General features: G+C 64.3%; 13 protein-coding genes. 9 read left to right on the top strand and 4 right to left on the bottom strand.

Annotated features, from left to right (window positions below; all coding sequences use genetic code 11):
- Nucleotides 1-20: 20 nt before the first annotated feature.
- Nucleotides 21-1,037 carry a carbon-nitrogen hydrolase family protein gene (locus FXB38_RS31455; RefSeq protein ID WP_148754868.1) on the bottom strand — a complete coding sequence of 339 codons (1,017 nt, stop codon included), beginning with the start codon at nt 1,035-1,037 and terminating at the stop codon, nt 21-23.
- 197 nt (nt 1,038-1,234) lie between these two features.
- Between FXB38_RS31455 and FXB38_RS31450 the strand changes: the two genes are divergently transcribed.
- The 5 genes from FXB38_RS31450 (at nt 1,235) to FXB38_RS31430 (ending at nt 5,866) form a co-directional block, all read left to right on the top strand.
- Nucleotides 1,235-2,191 (top strand): AraC-like ligand-binding domain-containing protein, encoded by a 957-nt coding sequence (locus FXB38_RS31450; RefSeq protein WP_148754867.1) that lies wholly within the window; start codon nt 1,235-1,237, stop codon nt 2,189-2,191.
- Between the two features lie 104 nt (nt 2,192-2,295).
- Complete coding sequence (locus FXB38_RS31445) at nt 2,296-2,532, top strand: hypothetical protein (RefSeq protein ID WP_148754866.1); 237 nt, start codon at nt 2,296-2,298, stop codon at nt 2,530-2,532.
- Nucleotides 2,533-2,647: 115 nt separating this feature from the next.
- A complete protein-coding gene (locus tag FXB38_RS31440) occupies nt 2,648-3,673 on the top strand; it encodes an aldo/keto reductase (RefSeq protein ID WP_148754865.1) in 1,026 nt (341 codons plus the stop codon).
- A 184-nt stretch (nt 3,674-3,857) separates the two neighbouring features.
- Complete coding sequence (locus FXB38_RS31435) at nt 3,858-5,279, top strand: MFS transporter (RefSeq protein WP_148754864.1); 1,422 nt, start codon at nt 3,858-3,860, stop codon at nt 5,277-5,279.
- 128 nt (nt 5,280-5,407) lie between these two features.
- Entirely contained in the window at nt 5,408-5,866 is a 459-nt protein-coding gene (locus FXB38_RS31430) for a peptidase associated/transthyretin-like domain-containing protein (RefSeq protein WP_187435277.1), read from the top strand.
- Nucleotides 5,867-5,935: 69 nt separating this feature from the next.
- Here the strand turns inward: FXB38_RS31430 and clpA are convergent, their stop codons facing one another.
- Both clpA and clpS read right to left on the bottom strand, forming a co-directional pair.
- Nucleotides 5,936-8,344, bottom strand: a complete 2,409-nt coding sequence (gene clpA, locus FXB38_RS31425) for an ATP-dependent Clp protease ATP-binding subunit ClpA (protein ID WP_148754862.1) — start codon at nt 8,342-8,344, stop codon at nt 5,936-5,938.
- A gap of 294 nt (nt 8,345-8,638) precedes the next feature.
- Nucleotides 8,639-8,971, bottom strand: a complete 333-nt coding sequence (gene clpS / locus FXB38_RS31420) for an ATP-dependent Clp protease adapter ClpS (protein WP_027530069.1) — start codon at nt 8,969-8,971, stop codon at nt 8,639-8,641.
- Between the two features lie 483 nt (nt 8,972-9,454).
- On the opposite strand from clpS, the gene FXB38_RS31415 reads away from it, so the two are divergent.
- From FXB38_RS31415 to FXB38_RS31405, 3 genes are read left to right on the top strand one after another with little or no spacing between them, the layout of a single operon-like run.
- Nucleotides 9,455-10,858: a TadE/TadG family type IV pilus assembly protein gene (locus FXB38_RS31415; RefSeq protein ID WP_148754860.1), complete on the top strand. Its 1,404-nt coding sequence runs from the start codon at nt 9,455-9,457 to the stop codon at nt 10,856-10,858.
- A 9-nt stretch (nt 10,859-10,867) separates the two neighbouring features.
- A complete protein-coding gene (locus tag FXB38_RS31410) occupies nt 10,868-11,428 on the top strand; it encodes a TadE/TadG family type IV pilus assembly protein (RefSeq protein ID WP_148754859.1) in 561 nt (186 codons plus the stop codon).
- Nucleotides 11,425-12,018, top strand: coding sequence for a TadE/TadG family type IV pilus assembly protein (locus FXB38_RS31405; protein ID WP_148754858.1), 594 nt, complete (start codon nt 11,425-11,427; stop codon nt 12,016-12,018). Before FXB38_RS31410 ends, FXB38_RS31405 begins: the two co-directional genes overlap by 4 nt.
- Nucleotides 12,019-12,090: 72 nt before the next feature.
- Here FXB38_RS31405 and FXB38_RS31400 read toward each other — a convergent pair whose 3' ends face one another.
- The gene (locus tag FXB38_RS31400) at nt 12,091-12,429 is read right to left on the bottom strand and encodes a phasin family protein (RefSeq protein ID WP_148754857.1); all 339 of its coding nucleotides are present in this window, start codon (nt 12,427-12,429) and stop codon (nt 12,091-12,093) included.
- 388 nt (nt 12,430-12,817) lie between these two features.
- On the opposite strand from FXB38_RS31400, the gene FXB38_RS31395 reads away from it, so the two are divergent.
- The gene (locus tag FXB38_RS31395) at nt 12,818-14,638 is read left to right on the top strand and encodes a D-alanyl-D-alanine carboxypeptidase (protein WP_148754856.1); all 1,821 of its coding nucleotides are present in this window, start codon (nt 12,818-12,820) and stop codon (nt 14,636-14,638) included.
- Nucleotides 14,639-14,809: the final 171 nt, after the last annotated feature.

Genomic DNA, 14,809 nt, shown 5'->3' with positions numbered 1-14,809 from the left:
CCTCCCCTTGATCCCGGCGATCAGCTCGCCGCCGCGGCAATGTCCGTGGGCTCAATGGTATCCACCGGCAGCGCGAAATGCTCGACGCGCTTGTACGGCTTCTTGTTGAGCAGCAGCCGCGTGACGTCGGGCCGCGAATAATGCCCGGCGGGATCGGCAGCATTCTTGGCGACGCCGATGGCGCCGAGGTCGATCTCGGCGATCAGCAGCCCCTCCTGGTCTGGCGCCAGCTTGTCGCCAATCTGACTGCCATCCGGGCCATAGATCGCGGCAAAACCGCCGCCCACGTGTAGCAACGCGTTCTTGTCCGGCCGGTCGCAGAGCTCGTCGATCATCGCCTGCGAGACCGTCGCGCAAGGCGCGAGCACGAAGCAGGAGCCCTCCACCGCATAGACGCGCGAGGCGGCGTTGTTGACCTCGGCGCCGAGCGCCGGCGCGAACGGGTCGTATAGTGAGAAGCTCGGCCAGGCCGCGACATGCACCTGCTCGTTCTGGGCGTACATGGCGTATTTCGACAGCGGCTGGAGATGCTCCCAGCAGCACAGCGCGCCGATGCGGCCGATGTCGGGGCGCGCATGGACCGCAAGATCGCTGCCGTCGCCCTCGCCATAGACGGTGCGCTCGGCATGCGTCGGCCGCAATTTGCGGCGCTTTGCAATTGTCTCGCCATCCGGCCCGATCAGCCATTGCGCGAGATAGAGACTGCCGCCGTCGCGCTCGGACAGGCCGATCACGGCCGTGAGCTTGGCCTTACGCACCGCATCGCGCAGCCGCTCGGCTTGCGGGCTGTCATAGGACAGCGAATTGTCGAAATAGCGCTGCACGAAGCCGCGGCCGATCGCCCAGGCCGGCGAGTCCATCCAGATGTGCCAGGGGTAGCCGGGGATGAAGGCCTCCGGAAAGGCGATCAGCTTGGCGCCCTTCTCCGCGGCGTCCCTGATCAGCGCGATCGATTTGTCGATCGAGGCGTCGAGGTCGAGCCAGGCGGGCGCCGCCTGCACCACCGCGACCTTGTATTTTGGATGTTCAATGCCCATTGCCGCCTCCATTGCCGGTTGATCGGAGATCACGTCCGATGCAGTCTATTGAGGCAAGCCGGGCGGCCGCGCGCTCGACCACGGCGGAACAAAAACTCGACTGGAAGGATCGCCGCCCCGGTACGGAACTTGCCTGCGGTCAGGCTGGATCTGCGCCACCATGCGGTTTTGCTGGATGTGAAAGGGAGGCCTGTGAGATGCCAATCCAGTTCACGACAGACGGCAGCCCCGGCTACCGCCGGCTCGCCCTCTGGCAGGACATCGTCTGCGACGTCTTCGTCGGGCTCGACTGCAAGTCGGACCTCGGCAGCGCCTTCCACGGCTCGGTCACGCAAGTCGCGCTCGGCAAGGCCGTTTGCTCCGAGGTCTGCTCAGACCGTCAGCACGTTTTCCGCACGCCCTCGCGCATCGCGCGCTCGGATCAGGATTATGTTCTCGTCGCGCTCGGCCATCGCGGCGATGGCGGCGTGGTGCAGGATGGTCGAGAGACCGTGATTCATCCCGGCGAGTTCGCGCTCTACGACACCACGCGTCCGTATGAGCTGAAGTTCAAGGACAGCTTCTCCCAGACCATCTTCAAGGTGCCGCGCGAGATGTTGCAGCGCCGGCTCGGCGGCACCGAGACACTCACCGCGATCACATTCGGGGCCGACGTACCGCTCGAGCGGCTCGCCTATGACTTCATCTTCCGCCTCTGCCAGAGCGCGGACCGGCTCGCGCCCAACAGCGCCGCCGCCCTCTCCGCGCAAGCCGTCGACCTGCTCGCCATGGCGCTGAGCGAACGGCTCGGCGGGACGTCGCTGCCGTCGTCGACCCATCGTTCCGCTCTGCTCTACCGGCTCAAGGCGCATATCCGCACACGCCTCGCCGACCCCGACCTCTCGCTCGCCGAGACCGCCGCCGCGCTCGGCATCTCCTCGCGCTACATCAACGATCTCCTCGCCGACGAGGACACTTCGTTCCAGCGCCATGTGCTGGCCGAGCGTCTCGCCCAGTGCAAACGCGACCTCGCCTCGCCCGTGCTCGCCCAGCGCCACATCGGCGAGATTGCGTTCGCCTGGGGCTTTAACGATGTCTCGCATTTCGGCCGCGTCTTCCGCGAGCATTTCGGGATGTCACCGCGCGACTTCCGGCACAGTCAGCTGCCGCACTGAGAGCCACTCCGGTCAGCCATCATCGCAAGCCTTCGCATCAGGCGAAGGCAATGCTCGCCAATTCCAGATTGTCAGGTCGTGCAGTCTGCATCAGGTTCGCATGCATGAGGACTCACGCGACGATAAGCGGGTCGGAGCTGTTGCTGGGTGTGATCGCGATCCGGCTCGCGGTGCTGGTCCTGGTGGGCTGGGGCTTGACGCTCCTGCCCCGGCAGGCGCGTGACAGCGAGGCTGCCTGCGTCGCATCGTCAGCAGCCAGGGTCGAAGCGCAACCTCCTGCGACGACGGTCGGTGCGCGCGTCGCAGACGCAACATTTGATGACATGCGTCTGCACGACTAGGCCATTTTCCAAGCAAGGCGGGTATGTGAGCGCGCGATAGGACAACGCAGCTGCTTGCATTACGATCTGCTTCCAAGGCCGCGCCAATCAATCAGCGACCACGAGGAGCAATTCGATGGAACACCGACGCTTGGGCCGGTCCGGCCTCATGGTGCCCGCTTTGAGCCTTGGCACGGGCACGTTCGGCGGCGTTGGCCGTCTCGCGGCCTGGGGGACGACCGACGCCACGGAAGCGCGGCGCCTGCTGGACATTTGTCTCGAGGCCGGCGTGTCGATGTTCGATACCGCCGACGTCTATTCGCTCGGTGAATCCGAGCGGGTCCTCGGTGAAGCCATCAAGGGCCGCCGCGACAAGGTGCTGGTCTCGACCAAGGCCACGTTCCGCTTTGGCGACGGCCCCAACGACATCGGCTCGTCACGCCAGCATCTGCTCGCGGCCGTTGACGGCTCGCTCGGCCGGCTCGGCACCGACTATATCGACCTGTTCCAGCTCCATGCCTTCGACGCCTTCACCCCGCCCGAAGAGGTGCTGAGCACCCTCGATACCCTCGTGCGCGCCGGCAAGATCCGCTATGTCGGTGTCTCGAATTTCTCGGGCTGGCACCTGATGAAGTCGCTTGGCGTTGCCGACAAGCACGGTTTCCCACGCTACGTCGCCAACCAGACCTACTATTCGCTGGTCGGGCGCGATTATGAGTGGGAGCTGATGCCGCTTGGCCTCGATCAGGGGCTCGGCGCCGTGGTCTGGTCACCGCTCGGATGGGGCCGCCTCACCGGAAAGATTCGCCGCGGCCAGCCGAAGCCTGAAGTGAGCCGCCTGCCCCAGACCGCCGATTTCGGGCCGCCCGTACCGGACGAACACGTCTATCGGGTCGTCGAGGCCATCGACGAGGTCGCAAAGGAGACGGGCAAGAGCGTCTCCCAGATCGCGCTGAACTGGCTGCTGCAGCGTCCGACCGTTTCGACGCTGATCATCGGCGCCCGCAACGAAACACAGTTGCGCGAAAATCTCGGCGCGGTCGGATGGTCCTTGACCAAGGACCAGATCGAAGCGCTCGACGCGGCTAGCAAGGTGACGTTGCCCTATCCGTACTGGCACCAGCGGGGGACCTTCTCCGACCGCAATCCGCCGCCGGTGTAGTTGGCTTACCAGCAGCGGCTGGACATCGCGCTGGTGAGCCTGCGAGAGCCTGACCGATCCATGCCCGTGGCAGCGGGAGACCTGCTTCCGGCACAGGAACCGTCCGTGTCCTGCCGGGTTGCGATGCATCGCGCAATTTCCTAATCGGGAGATCATCACGGCTCGAATCAAGCACGCCTCCACCATGTCGTCCGTCCCGATCGAGCATGCCGACGGCCTGCCACAGCCCCAGCGCAATCAGGCGATCCTGACCATTGCGCTCGGCATCACCATGGCCGTCGTCGACAGCGCCATCGCCAATGTCGCGTTGCCGACGATCGCAGCCGACCTGAATGCGAGCCCCGCCTTCTCGATCTGGATCGTCAACGGCTACCAGCTCGCGATCACGATCTCGCTGCTGCCGCTGGCATCGCTCGGCGAGATCGTCGGCTATCGTCGCGTCTATCTGGTCGGACTCGTGCTGTTCACGCTTGCTTCCGCTTTCTGCGCGCTGGCGCATACGCTGCCGCTGCTGACCATCGCGCGCATCATCCAGGGATTTGGTGCGGCCGGCATCATGAGCGTCAACGCGGCGCTGGTTCGCTTTACCTATCCGCGCAACCTGCTCGGCCGCGGCATCGGGCTCAACGCGCTCGTCGTTGCCTTCTCCGCCGCGGTCGGGCCGACGCTCGCCGCCGGCATTCTCGCAGTCGGCAGCTGGCCCTGGCTGTTCGCCATCAACGTTCCGCTCGGCGCGGTCACGCTGGTCCTCGGCCTGCGCAGCCTGCCGCATACGATTCCGGCGAGCCATTCCTTCGACTGGCAGAGCGCGGGGCTCTCGGCGATCACCTTCGGCGTCGGCATCGCCGCGATCGACAGCGTCGGCCACGGCGAGGCGCCGATCACTTGGCTCGTCCAGTTCGCCATCGCGATCGTCGCCGGCGCGTTGCTCATCTATCGCGAGACGCACATGAAGTCGCCGCTGCTGCCGGTCGACCTGTTGCGCATCCCGGTGTTCGGGCTCTCGATTGCGACCTCGATCGCCTCGTTCTGCGGGCAGATGCTGGCCTTCGTCGCGATCCCCTTCTACCTGCAGAGCCGCTTCGGCTACTCGGCCGTGCATATGGGCCTCTTGATCACGCCGTGGCCAATCGCGGTGGCGTTTGCAGCTCCGCTGGCCGGGCGCCTGGTCGAGCACTATCCGGCCGGCCTGCTCGGCGGCATCGGGCTGACGCTGTTCGCCTGTGGCCTCGCAGCACTCGCCGTCCTGCCCGCGAGCCCGGCGCCGCTCGACGTGATCTGGCGGATGGCGCTGGCGGGCGCCGGCTTCGGCCTGTTCCAGACGCCCAACAACCGCACCATGATCGCCGCCGCGCCGCGCCAACGCGCCGGCGGCGCGAGCGGCATGCTGGGCACGGCACGCCTGCTCGGCCAAACCACCGGAGCTGCGCTGGTCGCGCTGTTCCTCGGCCGCTATCCCGTTGAGGGAACCCGGATCGCGCTTTTCACCGGCGTTGGCTTTGCCATGTGCGGCGCGATGCTGAGCATGCTGCGGCTGTCGCCCGCGGGTGCGCGCGGCGCCGAGCATGTCCGCGTCCAGGACGACCAGCGCCTGCGGGGCGAATGACAGGCGTTCATGCACAGGCTCCCGTTGCTCCCAGGCGCAACCTGTGCGTGGCTTAACTATCCAGACCTATGAGGGATTGCTCTCCCGCTCCGGTTGCGCTTCATTTGCGCCGGGACAAGGGGCATTTCATGCGTTCATTTGGAATAGTGGCGCTCAGCGTCATGCTGGGCGGCTGCGCGTCTGTCACGCGCGGCACGACCGAGAACATCAGCATTTCATCGACACCGTCTGGCGTTGAAGCCGTCGTCAGCGGGTTGGAAGTGCCAACGACCTGCACAACGCCGTGCTCCGTGGTCGTCAAGCGGAACGCCGACATCTCCATCGCCTTCCAGAAGGAAGGCTATGAACCGCAGATCGTGCCGCTCGGCCGGGACATCCAGACCGGAGGGGCCGCCGGCTTCGCAGGCAATCTCCTGCTTGGCGGTGTCGTCGGCATGGGCGTCGATGCCGCGACGGGCGCCGCAACCGATCACAAGCCGAATCCGGTCATCGTCACGATGCAGCCGTCCCCCGCGCCCCGCGCGCGGCCGTCCGCCCCAAGGAAACCGCGGCCACCGGCTGCGGCCGCCCCCGAAGCCGGCACCTAGATTCAGGCACCGCCATGCCAACAAAAAGGCCGGCTTTTCAGCCGGCCTTTTCGATTCATGATGCGCCGATCAAGCCTTGACCAGCGGCCCCTTCGAGGTCGGCCCCTTGGAGCCGCCGGGGCCGCCTGGCTTGGACTTGCCCGGCGGGCGCTTGCGGGCGCCGGGCAGCTTTTCCTGCTTCGGCGTGACCGGGCCCTCGACGAACTCGAAGCCGATCTTTTCCTTGGTCTCGTCGGTTTCGTCCTTGACCAGGACGACGCGAACGTGGCCACCGCCCTTGAGCTTGCCGAACAGCACCTCGTCGGCCAGGGGCTTCTTGATGTGCTCCTGGATGACACGGGCCATTGGCCGCGCACCCATCTGCTCGTCATAGCCGTGCTTGACCAGCCAGGCCTTGGCGGGCTCGGACAGCTCGATCGTGACGTCGCGGTCGCCAAGCTGCGCCTCGAGCTGAAGCACGAACTTCTCGACCACAGTGCCGATCACCTCGACGCTGAGATGGCCGAACGAGACGACAGCATCGAGGCGGTTGCGGAATTCCGGCGCGAACTGCCGGTTGATCGCCTCGTGGTCGTCGCCCTCCCGCTTCGAGCGTGTGAAGCCGAACGCCTGCTTGGCGAGATCCGAAGCGCCCGCATTCGTGGTCATGATCAGGATCACGTTGCGGAAGTTGACCTGCTTGCCATTGTGGTCGGTGAGCCGGCCGTGATCCATGATCTGGAGCAGCACGTTGTAAAGGTCAGGGTGTGCCTTCTCGATTTCGTCAAGCAGCACAACGCAATGCGGATGCTGATCGACGCCGTCGGTCAGAAGGCCGCCCTGGTCGAAGCCGACATAGCCCGGAGGCGCGCCGATCAGGCGCGACACCGTGTGCCGCTCCATGTATTCGGACATGTCGAAGCGCAGCAGCTCGACGCCGAGCGACGCCGCGAGCTGCTTGGCCACCTCGGTCTTGCCGACACCGGTCGGACCCGAGAACAGGTAGCAGCCGATCGGCTTCTCCGGCTCGCGCAGGCCCGCGCGTGCGAGCTTGATCGAAGCGGCAAGGGACTCGATCGCCTTGTCCTGGCCGAACACGGTGCGCTTCAGGGTCTGCTCGAGATGCTTGAGCACCTCGGCATCGTCCTTCGACACGCTCTTCGGCGGGATCCGCGCCATCGAGGCGATCGTGGTCTCGATCTCCTTGATGCCGATCGTCTTCTTGCGCTTGTTCTCGGCAACCAGCATCTGCGCCGCACCGGACTCGTCGATCACGTCGATCGCCTTGTCGGGCAGCTTGCGGTCGTGGATGTAGCGCGAGGAGAGCTGCACGGCAGCCTCGATCGCCTCATTGGTGTACTTCAGCCGGTGATAGTCCTCGAAGTACGGCTTGAGGCCCTTGAGGATGGCGATCGCGTCCTCGACCGTCGGCTCGTTGATGTCGATCTTCTGGAAGCGCCGCACCAGCGCGCGGTCCTTCTCGAAGTGCTGACGGTATTCCTTGTAGGTGGTCGAGCCCATGCAGCGGATCGTGCCCGAGGCGAGCGCAGGCTTGAGCAGGTTCGATGCGTCCATCGCGCCGCCCGACGTCGCGCCCGCACCGATCACGGTGTGGATCTCGTCGATGAACAGGATGGCGTTGGGATGCGCCTCGAGCTCCTTCAGCACCTGCTTGAGGCGCTCCTCGAAGTCGCCGCGATAGCGTGTGCCCGCGAGCAGCGTGCCCATGTCGAGCGAGAACACGGTCGCAGCCGCCAGCACCTCCGGCACCTCGCTGTCGACGATGCGCTTGGCAAGGCCCTCCGCGATCGCAGTCTTGCCGACGCCGGCCTCGCCCACGAACAGCGGATTGTTCTTCTGGCGGCGGCACAGCACCTGGATCGCGCGGTTGATCTCGGAATTGCGTCCGATCACCGGATCGATCTTGCCGTCACGCGCCTTCTTGTTGAGGTTGACGCAATACGTATCGAGCGCCTCGCCCTTCTTCTTGGCGTCCTCGGCCCCCTTGGTCTCGGTCTCCTCGTCGACGCCGCGCACCGGCCGCGCCTCGGAGACGCCCGGCCGTTTTGCAATGCCGTGGCTGATGTAGTTGACGGCATCGTAGCGCGTCATGTCCTGCTCCTGCAGGAAGTACGCGGCATGGCTCTCGCGCTCGGCGAAGATCGCGATCAACACGTTCGCACCGGTCACCTCTTCGCGACCGGAGGACTGCACGTGTATCACCGCGCGCTGGATCACGCGCTGGAAACCGGCGGTCGGCTTGGCGTCGTCGGCGCCATCCGTCACCAGATTTTCGAATTCGGTCTCAAGATAATTGACGAGGCTCGTGCGGAGCTTGTCGAGATCGACGCTACAGGCGCGCATGACCGCGGCTGCATCGGAATCATCGATCAGCGAGAGCAGAAGATGCTCGAGCGTCGCGTATTGGTGGTGACGCTCGTTGGCGATCGCCAGTGCACGATGCAGGGATTGTTCAAGGCTTTGGGAAAAAGTCGGCATTCGCGTCCTCTATGGCCCCCACCATCATGATCGCCATCGCCCGGTCAGGCAACAACAACCTTTGTCACATATAGTTATACAAGACCGCGGCAAAAGACCGGTTCCGCGACTCGGTGGGCATTACGCGCCCCACCGCATTCTCAATGCAAAACCCGTTCCGATTTGGGCAAAACTACCCGTTTGGGCAGGATTGGCGTCGGCGCCGATTTTCGCCGGATCATGCAGCGGTATCCGCTGACATCACACACCGCACGAACAGAACCGATCTGGACAGCTCGGGACTCGAACGCGCAGTTACTTCTTTTCCATCACGCATTGCAGCGGATGCTGGTGCTTGCGGGCGAAATCCATCACCTGCGTCACCTTGGTCTCGGCAATCTCGTAGGTGAACACGCCGCACTCGCCGATCCCGTGATGATGGACGTGCAGCATGATCTTGGTCGCGGCCTCGACATCCTTCTGGAAGAACTTCTCCAGCACGTGGACGACGAATTCCATCGGCGTGTAGTCGTCGTTGAGGATCAGCACGCGATAGAGGTTGGGCCGCTTGGTCTTTGGCTTGACCTTGGTGATGACGGACGTGTTCGGACCCGCCGGTCCACCGGAACGGTTCTCATCGTTGCTCATTCGGGGAGCGTGGGCGGCGGCGGCCGCGGACGGATCGAGTCTGGAAGTCACTTGCGGCATGGCTCAGGCGTTCAAATTCCCCACGGAAGCGTATGGCGGCTTGCCGCGCGGTCCCGCACCGGGGAGCCTCGCACGGGCGCGCCGCCCTGTTGGATCGCCGCTTCCAACCGGCCCGGTCGAAGCCGGATCGATTGCAGGGAATATGGGCCCGCCCCCGGCTCGCCGCAAGCGTGCGACGGCCGAGCCGATGTGGCCGCGGCGGTCCCGATTCCCGGTTCGGGCGATCCGGGCCAAGGTTAACCAATCCGGACCGATTTGCCAAAATAATCCGTCCTCGGTTTCACCGACATTAACCAGGAACCCCTTCAGCGGCGGGGGCGCGACCTTTTGCGCGCAATTGGCCCCGGTTTTGTACGGCCAAATTTACCTGGTCTTCAACCGCGCGCCCCGAAATCAGGCAAACCAGAGATTTCGGGGAAAGTCATGTTTCGCCTGCCCGCCGCCCGGTGCATTCGTCGACTCCTGGCTCGCTTTGCCGCCGCCGAGCAAGCCAACGTCGCCGTCATCTTCGCGATCATGCTGTTCCCGACCATCTATTTGTTGGGCATGACGCTCGATTACACCCAGGCCCAACGCCGGCAATCGCAGCTGGACGCCGCTGCCGATGCCGCCGCAATCGCGGCCGTAACGCCGTCGATGATGTCCCAAAGCACGACAGTCGCACAGACGACCGCCACGAATATCTTCAATGCAACGGCAAACGCAATCGCCGGCGGCCTGACGGGGAATCCGATCCTGACGGTCAACGTCGGCAACACCGGCCTGGTGCGCACTGCGACCGTCAGCTACACCGCGAACTCCAGCAACGCCTTCCCGACGTTGCTCGGCGCCCCCGTGTGGCCAATCAGGGGCGCAGCGACGGCCAGCGCCTCCGGCGCGCCGAACATCAACTTCTATCTGCTGCTCGACGACTCGCCATCGATGGGAATTGCAGCGACGTCGGACGATATCACCAAAATGATAGCCGCGACCGCGAGCCAGCCCTCCGGCTCGAGGAGCTGCGCGTTCGCCTGTCATGAAACGCATCCCAATCTCGACAGCGGCGCGAGCGCCTCGACCAAGGACAACCTCAGCATCGCACTCAGCAAGAACATCACGTTGCGCATCGACCTCGTGGCCCAGGCGACCGCAAGTCTCATGCGCACCGCGCAAACCGTACAGGCGGCGCAGAACAACACCTACAGGGCTGCGATCTATACATTCGACTACGGGTTCAACACGGTTTATGCGCCGTCGGGGCTGCCATCCGCCGACCTGTCGAGTGCCGCGACCTCGGCCGCCAACAACATCTCGCTTCTCACCGTCGACCATCAGAACTGCGTCGTTTCGGGGAGCTGCACCACCGACTATGGCACAGACATCGAAAATGCGCTCACGAACGTCAACGGACTCATGCCTCTCCCCGGCGGAGGGTCAAATCAGACCGGGGATACACCTCAGGAAGTGGTGTTCCTCGTCACCGACGGGGTCGATGACAAGATGGTGTCGCTGAGCTCGTCCTGCAGCGGAACGCCGCTTGCCAACGGCTCCAAGTATCGGTGCCAGCAGCCGATCAACACATCGGTATGCACGACGATCAAGAACCGGGGAATTCGCATCGCGGTGCTTTATACCGAGTACCTGCCGCTCACAGGCAACAACTGGTACGATTCCTACATCGCGCCATTCAACAATCCTTCGTCGTCGACCGGACAGATCGCGCAAAACGCGAAGTCCTGCGCGTCGCCCGGCTTGTTCTACGACGTCCAATCAGGCGGCGACATCACCGACGCACTCAAGAAACTGTTCCTGCTGGTCGTGGAAACGGCCCCTCACCTGACGAACTGAGCTAACGTCATGCCCGAGTTGCGAGCCATATCCGGAAAGCGACGCCTTCGCGAGCTGTTCGCAACTTTCCGCAAAGACGAAGACGGCGCGAACGCTGTCGAATTCGCGCTGGTTGCGCCGGTGTTCATCGCGTTGCTGGTTGGAATCATCCAGATCTTCCTGGTCTTCTTTGGCCAGCAGCTGCTTCAGCAGGTCGTGCAGCAGTCGGCGCGCCAGGTCATGACCGGCCAGGTACAGGCAGCCGGCATGACGCAGACCCAATTTTCGACCCTGGTCTGCTCGCAGGTCCGTATCATCTTCAACTGCAACAACTTGATGATCAGCGTTCAGTCGGGGAGCAGCTGGTCGGCGTTGAGCGCGGCTGCACCAACATTAACTTTCAATGCCGATGGCAGTGTCGCCAACAACTGGCCCTACAACCCGGGAGGCCCCAGCGACAAGGTCATCCTGGCGGTGATCTACCAATGGCCGGTCTTCATGGGACCGCTCGGCTTTACCCTTGCAAACCTGCCCAACGGCAATCGCCAGATCACGGCATCCGCCGCTTTCCAGAACGAGCCCTATCAATGACCCGCTTGCCCATGCGCCTGAGGGAATTCCGAGCCGACGAAAATGCCGTGGCAGCCATCGAGCTTGCCATCGTGCTACCGTTCATGCTGCTGCTTTGCATGGGCGGAGTCGAGCTCGGCAACGCGCTCTCGATCAACGTCAAGGTCACGGCTACGGTGCATACCATCGCCGATATCCTGTCGCAGAACAAATGTGTGACGACGAGCGACGTCACCGGCATTCTCAACGCCTCGTCGAAAGTTCTATCACCCTATGACGTCACCAAGGCCTTCGTGACCGTCTCGGAGGTGCAGCCGACCGGCGATAACGTCACAGGCAAGGTGATCTGGAGCCAGTCACTTAACGGCACCGCGAGAACCGCCGGGACGACCATCACCCTGCCAACATCCCTGACGGGGGTGCCGACGACAGCTGGGCTTATCCTTGGTGAGGCGACCTACTTCTATACGCCTAACCTCGGCTACACGATCAGCGGGACAGTTGCGCTCAGCGACAGCTACTACCTGTATCCACGTCAAACGAGCTTTGTCCCTACCATCATAAGCGGGACGACGCCGCCCGTCCCAGGTACCTCATGTCCAACCTCTTGACGTGCCGCCACTCGCAAAAAAAGCCCGGCTGAACCAGCCGGGCTTTTTCGATTCCAGCAATCTTCGAATGCGTTACTGCGCGGCCGGGGTGAACTTCGACACGACCGTCTCGACCGGCTTGAACGCCTGCTTGGCGAGATCGCTGTAGAGGCCGGCGATCTTCTGCGATTCCGCGACGAAGGTCTCGTAGGCGGAGCGGGCGAAATCGGTCTGGGCTTCCATCGCCTTGTCCAGCGACTTCACGCCGGAGAGCTTCTCGACGAAGGACTTGGTGTCTTCGAAAGACTTCTTGGTGTAGTCGCCGTAAGCGCTGGCGATCGCCTGGAGGCCGTGCTGCACCGAGGTCGCGGAAGCGACGCACGTCTCGAAATGCTCTTTCCCGTAGTTCTGAAAGTCTTCAACCTTGAACATCTTGGAATCCTTTTCCCTGGCTCGTGTCCGGAAGCCCCGGCTCCCTGACTCTGCCCACAATTAGTGCAACGCACAAAAAAGTCAAGAATCTTGTGCGACGCACAAAAGTCAATCCAAGTTACGGAGATTCCCTGGGTTTCCTGCAAGGGTTCCTTAAGCTTTTGGAAACCGCGGGCCCCTACCCTGATTCCCTGGACGTGTTCACCTTGCGCAGACGGTCAAAAGCCGTTTGAGAACATCACCTTAGCCAGAATAGCGGCTCAGGTCCAACGTCCCCCGCGGCGAACACCAGCGGAGGGACAGCCTGAGCAGGTAATGATCACGGGTCCGCAGGGCACAATTTCGCCTCACGAGCCGGTGATCAAGTCACAAACGGGGACGGGGTTCCATGCTTCGTAACAACTGGTCTTCCTCGCGCTTGGCGCGGGTCGGCGTTTTCGGGCTTCTCGCGGTCACCACAGCCGTCATCTTCACGACCGATGCCGCCGACGCGCGGCGCTATCGGCGCCACTACGCGCACCACCGTGTGCATCGCGACGTTTCCGAAAGCTACAGCCCGCAATTCGCGTCGATCATCGTCGACGGCAATTCCGGCACAGTGCTCCAGTCGACCAGCCCCGACGGGGTTCGCCATCCGGCCTCGCTCACCAAGATCATGACGCTCTACTTGCTGTTCGAGCGTCTCGAATCCGGCAAGATGAAGCTCGACACCGAGATGCCGGTGTCGCAGCACGCCGCCGATCAGGATCCGACCAAGCTCAATCTGCGTGCCGGCCAGACCATCCGTGTCGAGGACGCGATCAAGGGTCTCGTCACCCGCTCCGCCAACGACGCTGCCGTTGTGATCGCCGAAGCGATCGGCGGCGACGAGGACGATTTCGCCGCGATGATGACGCGCAAGGCGCGCGCGCTCGGCATGACCAAGACTGTCTACCGCAACGCCAACGGCCTTCCCAACGACGAGCAGGTGACGACCGCGCGCGACCAGGCCACGCTCGGCCGCGCCATCCAGGAGCGCTTCCCGCGCTACTACCGCTATTTCTCGACCACGTCGTTCACCTGGCGCGGCGAGCAGATCCGCAACCACAATCACCTGCTCGGCAGTGTCGAGGGTGTGGACGGCATCAAGACCGGTTACACCCGCGCTTCCGGCTTCAACCTCGTGACCTCGATGCGCCGTGGCAACCGCCATCTGATCGGCGTCGTGCTCGGCGGCCGCAGCGGAGGCTCGCGCGATGCCATCATGCGCAACCTGCTCGCGGAAAATCTCGAGAAGGGCGCGACCAACCACACTGTCGTGGCGGTGACCGAGCGCAACAGCGCCGACACCAGCACCGACGTTGCCGACGCTTCGGATACCCCGGCCCGTCCCGCTGCGCCGGTTCAGGTCGCGGCCGCCCCTGCCCCCGAGGCAGCCGCGTCACGACCCGCCTCGCGCCTGTCGGCACTTGCAGCTGCGACCGCCGCGATGCCGCCGGCCCAGCCCAAGCCCGAAGCCAAGCCCATGGAGTCCAAGATCGAGCCCGCACCGCTCACCAACGGGGTGATCTCGAGCCAGCCGCTCGCCCTCATTCCGGGCTCGTCCGAGCCGATGAAGCCGGTCCGGGTCAAGACGGTTCAGGTCAAGGCCGGCGCGGTCAAGGTCGCGTCCGCCGCCCCGACCCAGGTCGCGCCGCAGGTCACCAACACGATTTCGCCCCGCACCGACGTCGCCGAGACCTCCGGCGCCGTCGTCGCCAGGGCCGACATCATCAACAAGCCGGAGCCCGCCCGGGCCGAGGTCACCCGGACCGAGATGCCGCAGCAGCCGGCGGGCTTCGGCACCGGCAACGGCATCCTCGGCGTGCTGCCGGCGGCCACCGCCGCTGCCCCGGCGCCCGCCCCGGTCGCGAGGCTCGCCTCCGCCGATCCGGCGCCGCAGCCGATCCAGACGAGCGCCGCCGCCAAGCCGGTCGCCACCCATAGCGGCTGGATCGTCCAGGTCGGCGCGCTCGAGAGCGAGGGCGAGGCCCAGCAGCGAATTGAAGCCGCGCGCAGCTCGGCCCGCGGCCTGCTCAGCAAGGCCGATCCGTTCACCGAGCCTGTTGTCGCCAGGGACAATCGCAAGCTCTACCGCGCCCGCTTTGCCGGGCTCGAGCGGGACCAGGCCGAAGCGGTGTGCAAGGCGCTGAAGCGCGCCGACATCTCCTGCATGACCGTCCGCAACTGATCTTCCCTACCCCTCCAAGCGAAATGCCCGCGCCCTGCGCGGGCATTCTTGTTTTTGGGAAGCGGTAGCGCTGGAGGCTGTTCCGCGACAACCTCTCGTCAAGACTTTACGGTTAAAACTTTGCTCAAGGGATCGACCACGCCGACAATGGCGGGCATCGGGGCGACGGCA

Source organism: Bradyrhizobium cytisi, from assembly GCF_008123515.1.
GTDB lineage: Bacteria > Pseudomonadota > Alphaproteobacteria > Rhizobiales > Xanthobacteraceae > Bradyrhizobium > Bradyrhizobium cytisi.
The sequence above is the reverse complement of the archived record's forward strand: the minus strand, read 5'-3'. Positions and strand labels throughout refer to the sequence as shown.

Bases quoted from the DNA above. Each gene is read 5' to 3' on its own strand.
- FXB38_RS31430 (WP_187435277.1), top strand. From the start codon at position 5,408: ATGCGTTCATTTGGAATAGTGGCGCTCAGCGTCATGCTGGGCGGCTGC.
- FXB38_RS31455 (WP_148754868.1), bottom strand. From the start codon at position 1,037: ATGGGCATTGAACATCCAAAATACAAGGTCGCGGTGGTGCAGGCGGCG.
- FXB38_RS31445 (WP_148754866.1), top strand. From the start codon at position 2,296: ATGAGGACTCACGCGACGATAAGCGGGTCGGAGCTGTTGCTGGGTGTG.
- FXB38_RS31435 (WP_148754864.1), top strand. From the start codon at position 3,858: ATGTCGTCCGTCCCGATCGAGCATGCCGACGGCCTGCCACAGCCCCAG.
- clpS (WP_027530069.1), bottom strand. From the start codon at position 8,971: ATGAGCAACGATGAGAACCGTTCCGGTGGACCGGCGGGTCCGAACACG.
- FXB38_RS31440 (WP_148754865.1), top strand. From the start codon at position 2,648: ATGGAACACCGACGCTTGGGCCGGTCCGGCCTCATGGTGCCCGCTTTG.
- FXB38_RS31450 (WP_148754867.1), top strand. From the start codon at position 1,235: ATGCCAATCCAGTTCACGACAGACGGCAGCCCCGGCTACCGCCGGCTC.
- FXB38_RS31415 (WP_148754860.1), top strand. From the start codon at position 9,455: ATGTTTCGCCTGCCCGCCGCCCGGTGCATTCGTCGACTCCTGGCTCGC.
- FXB38_RS31410 (WP_148754859.1), top strand. From the start codon at position 10,868: ATGCCCGAGTTGCGAGCCATATCCGGAAAGCGACGCCTTCGCGAGCTG.
- clpA (WP_148754862.1), bottom strand. From the start codon at position 8,344: ATGCCGACTTTTTCCCAAAGCCTTGAACAATCCCTGCATCGTGCACTG.
- FXB38_RS31405 (WP_148754858.1), top strand. From the start codon at position 11,425: ATGACCCGCTTGCCCATGCGCCTGAGGGAATTCCGAGCCGACGAAAAT.
- FXB38_RS31395 (WP_148754856.1), top strand. From the start codon at position 12,818: ATGCTTCGTAACAACTGGTCTTCCTCGCGCTTGGCGCGGGTCGGCGTT.
- FXB38_RS31400 (WP_148754857.1), bottom strand. From the start codon at position 12,429: ATGTTCAAGGTTGAAGACTTTCAGAACTACGGGAAAGAGCATTTCGAG.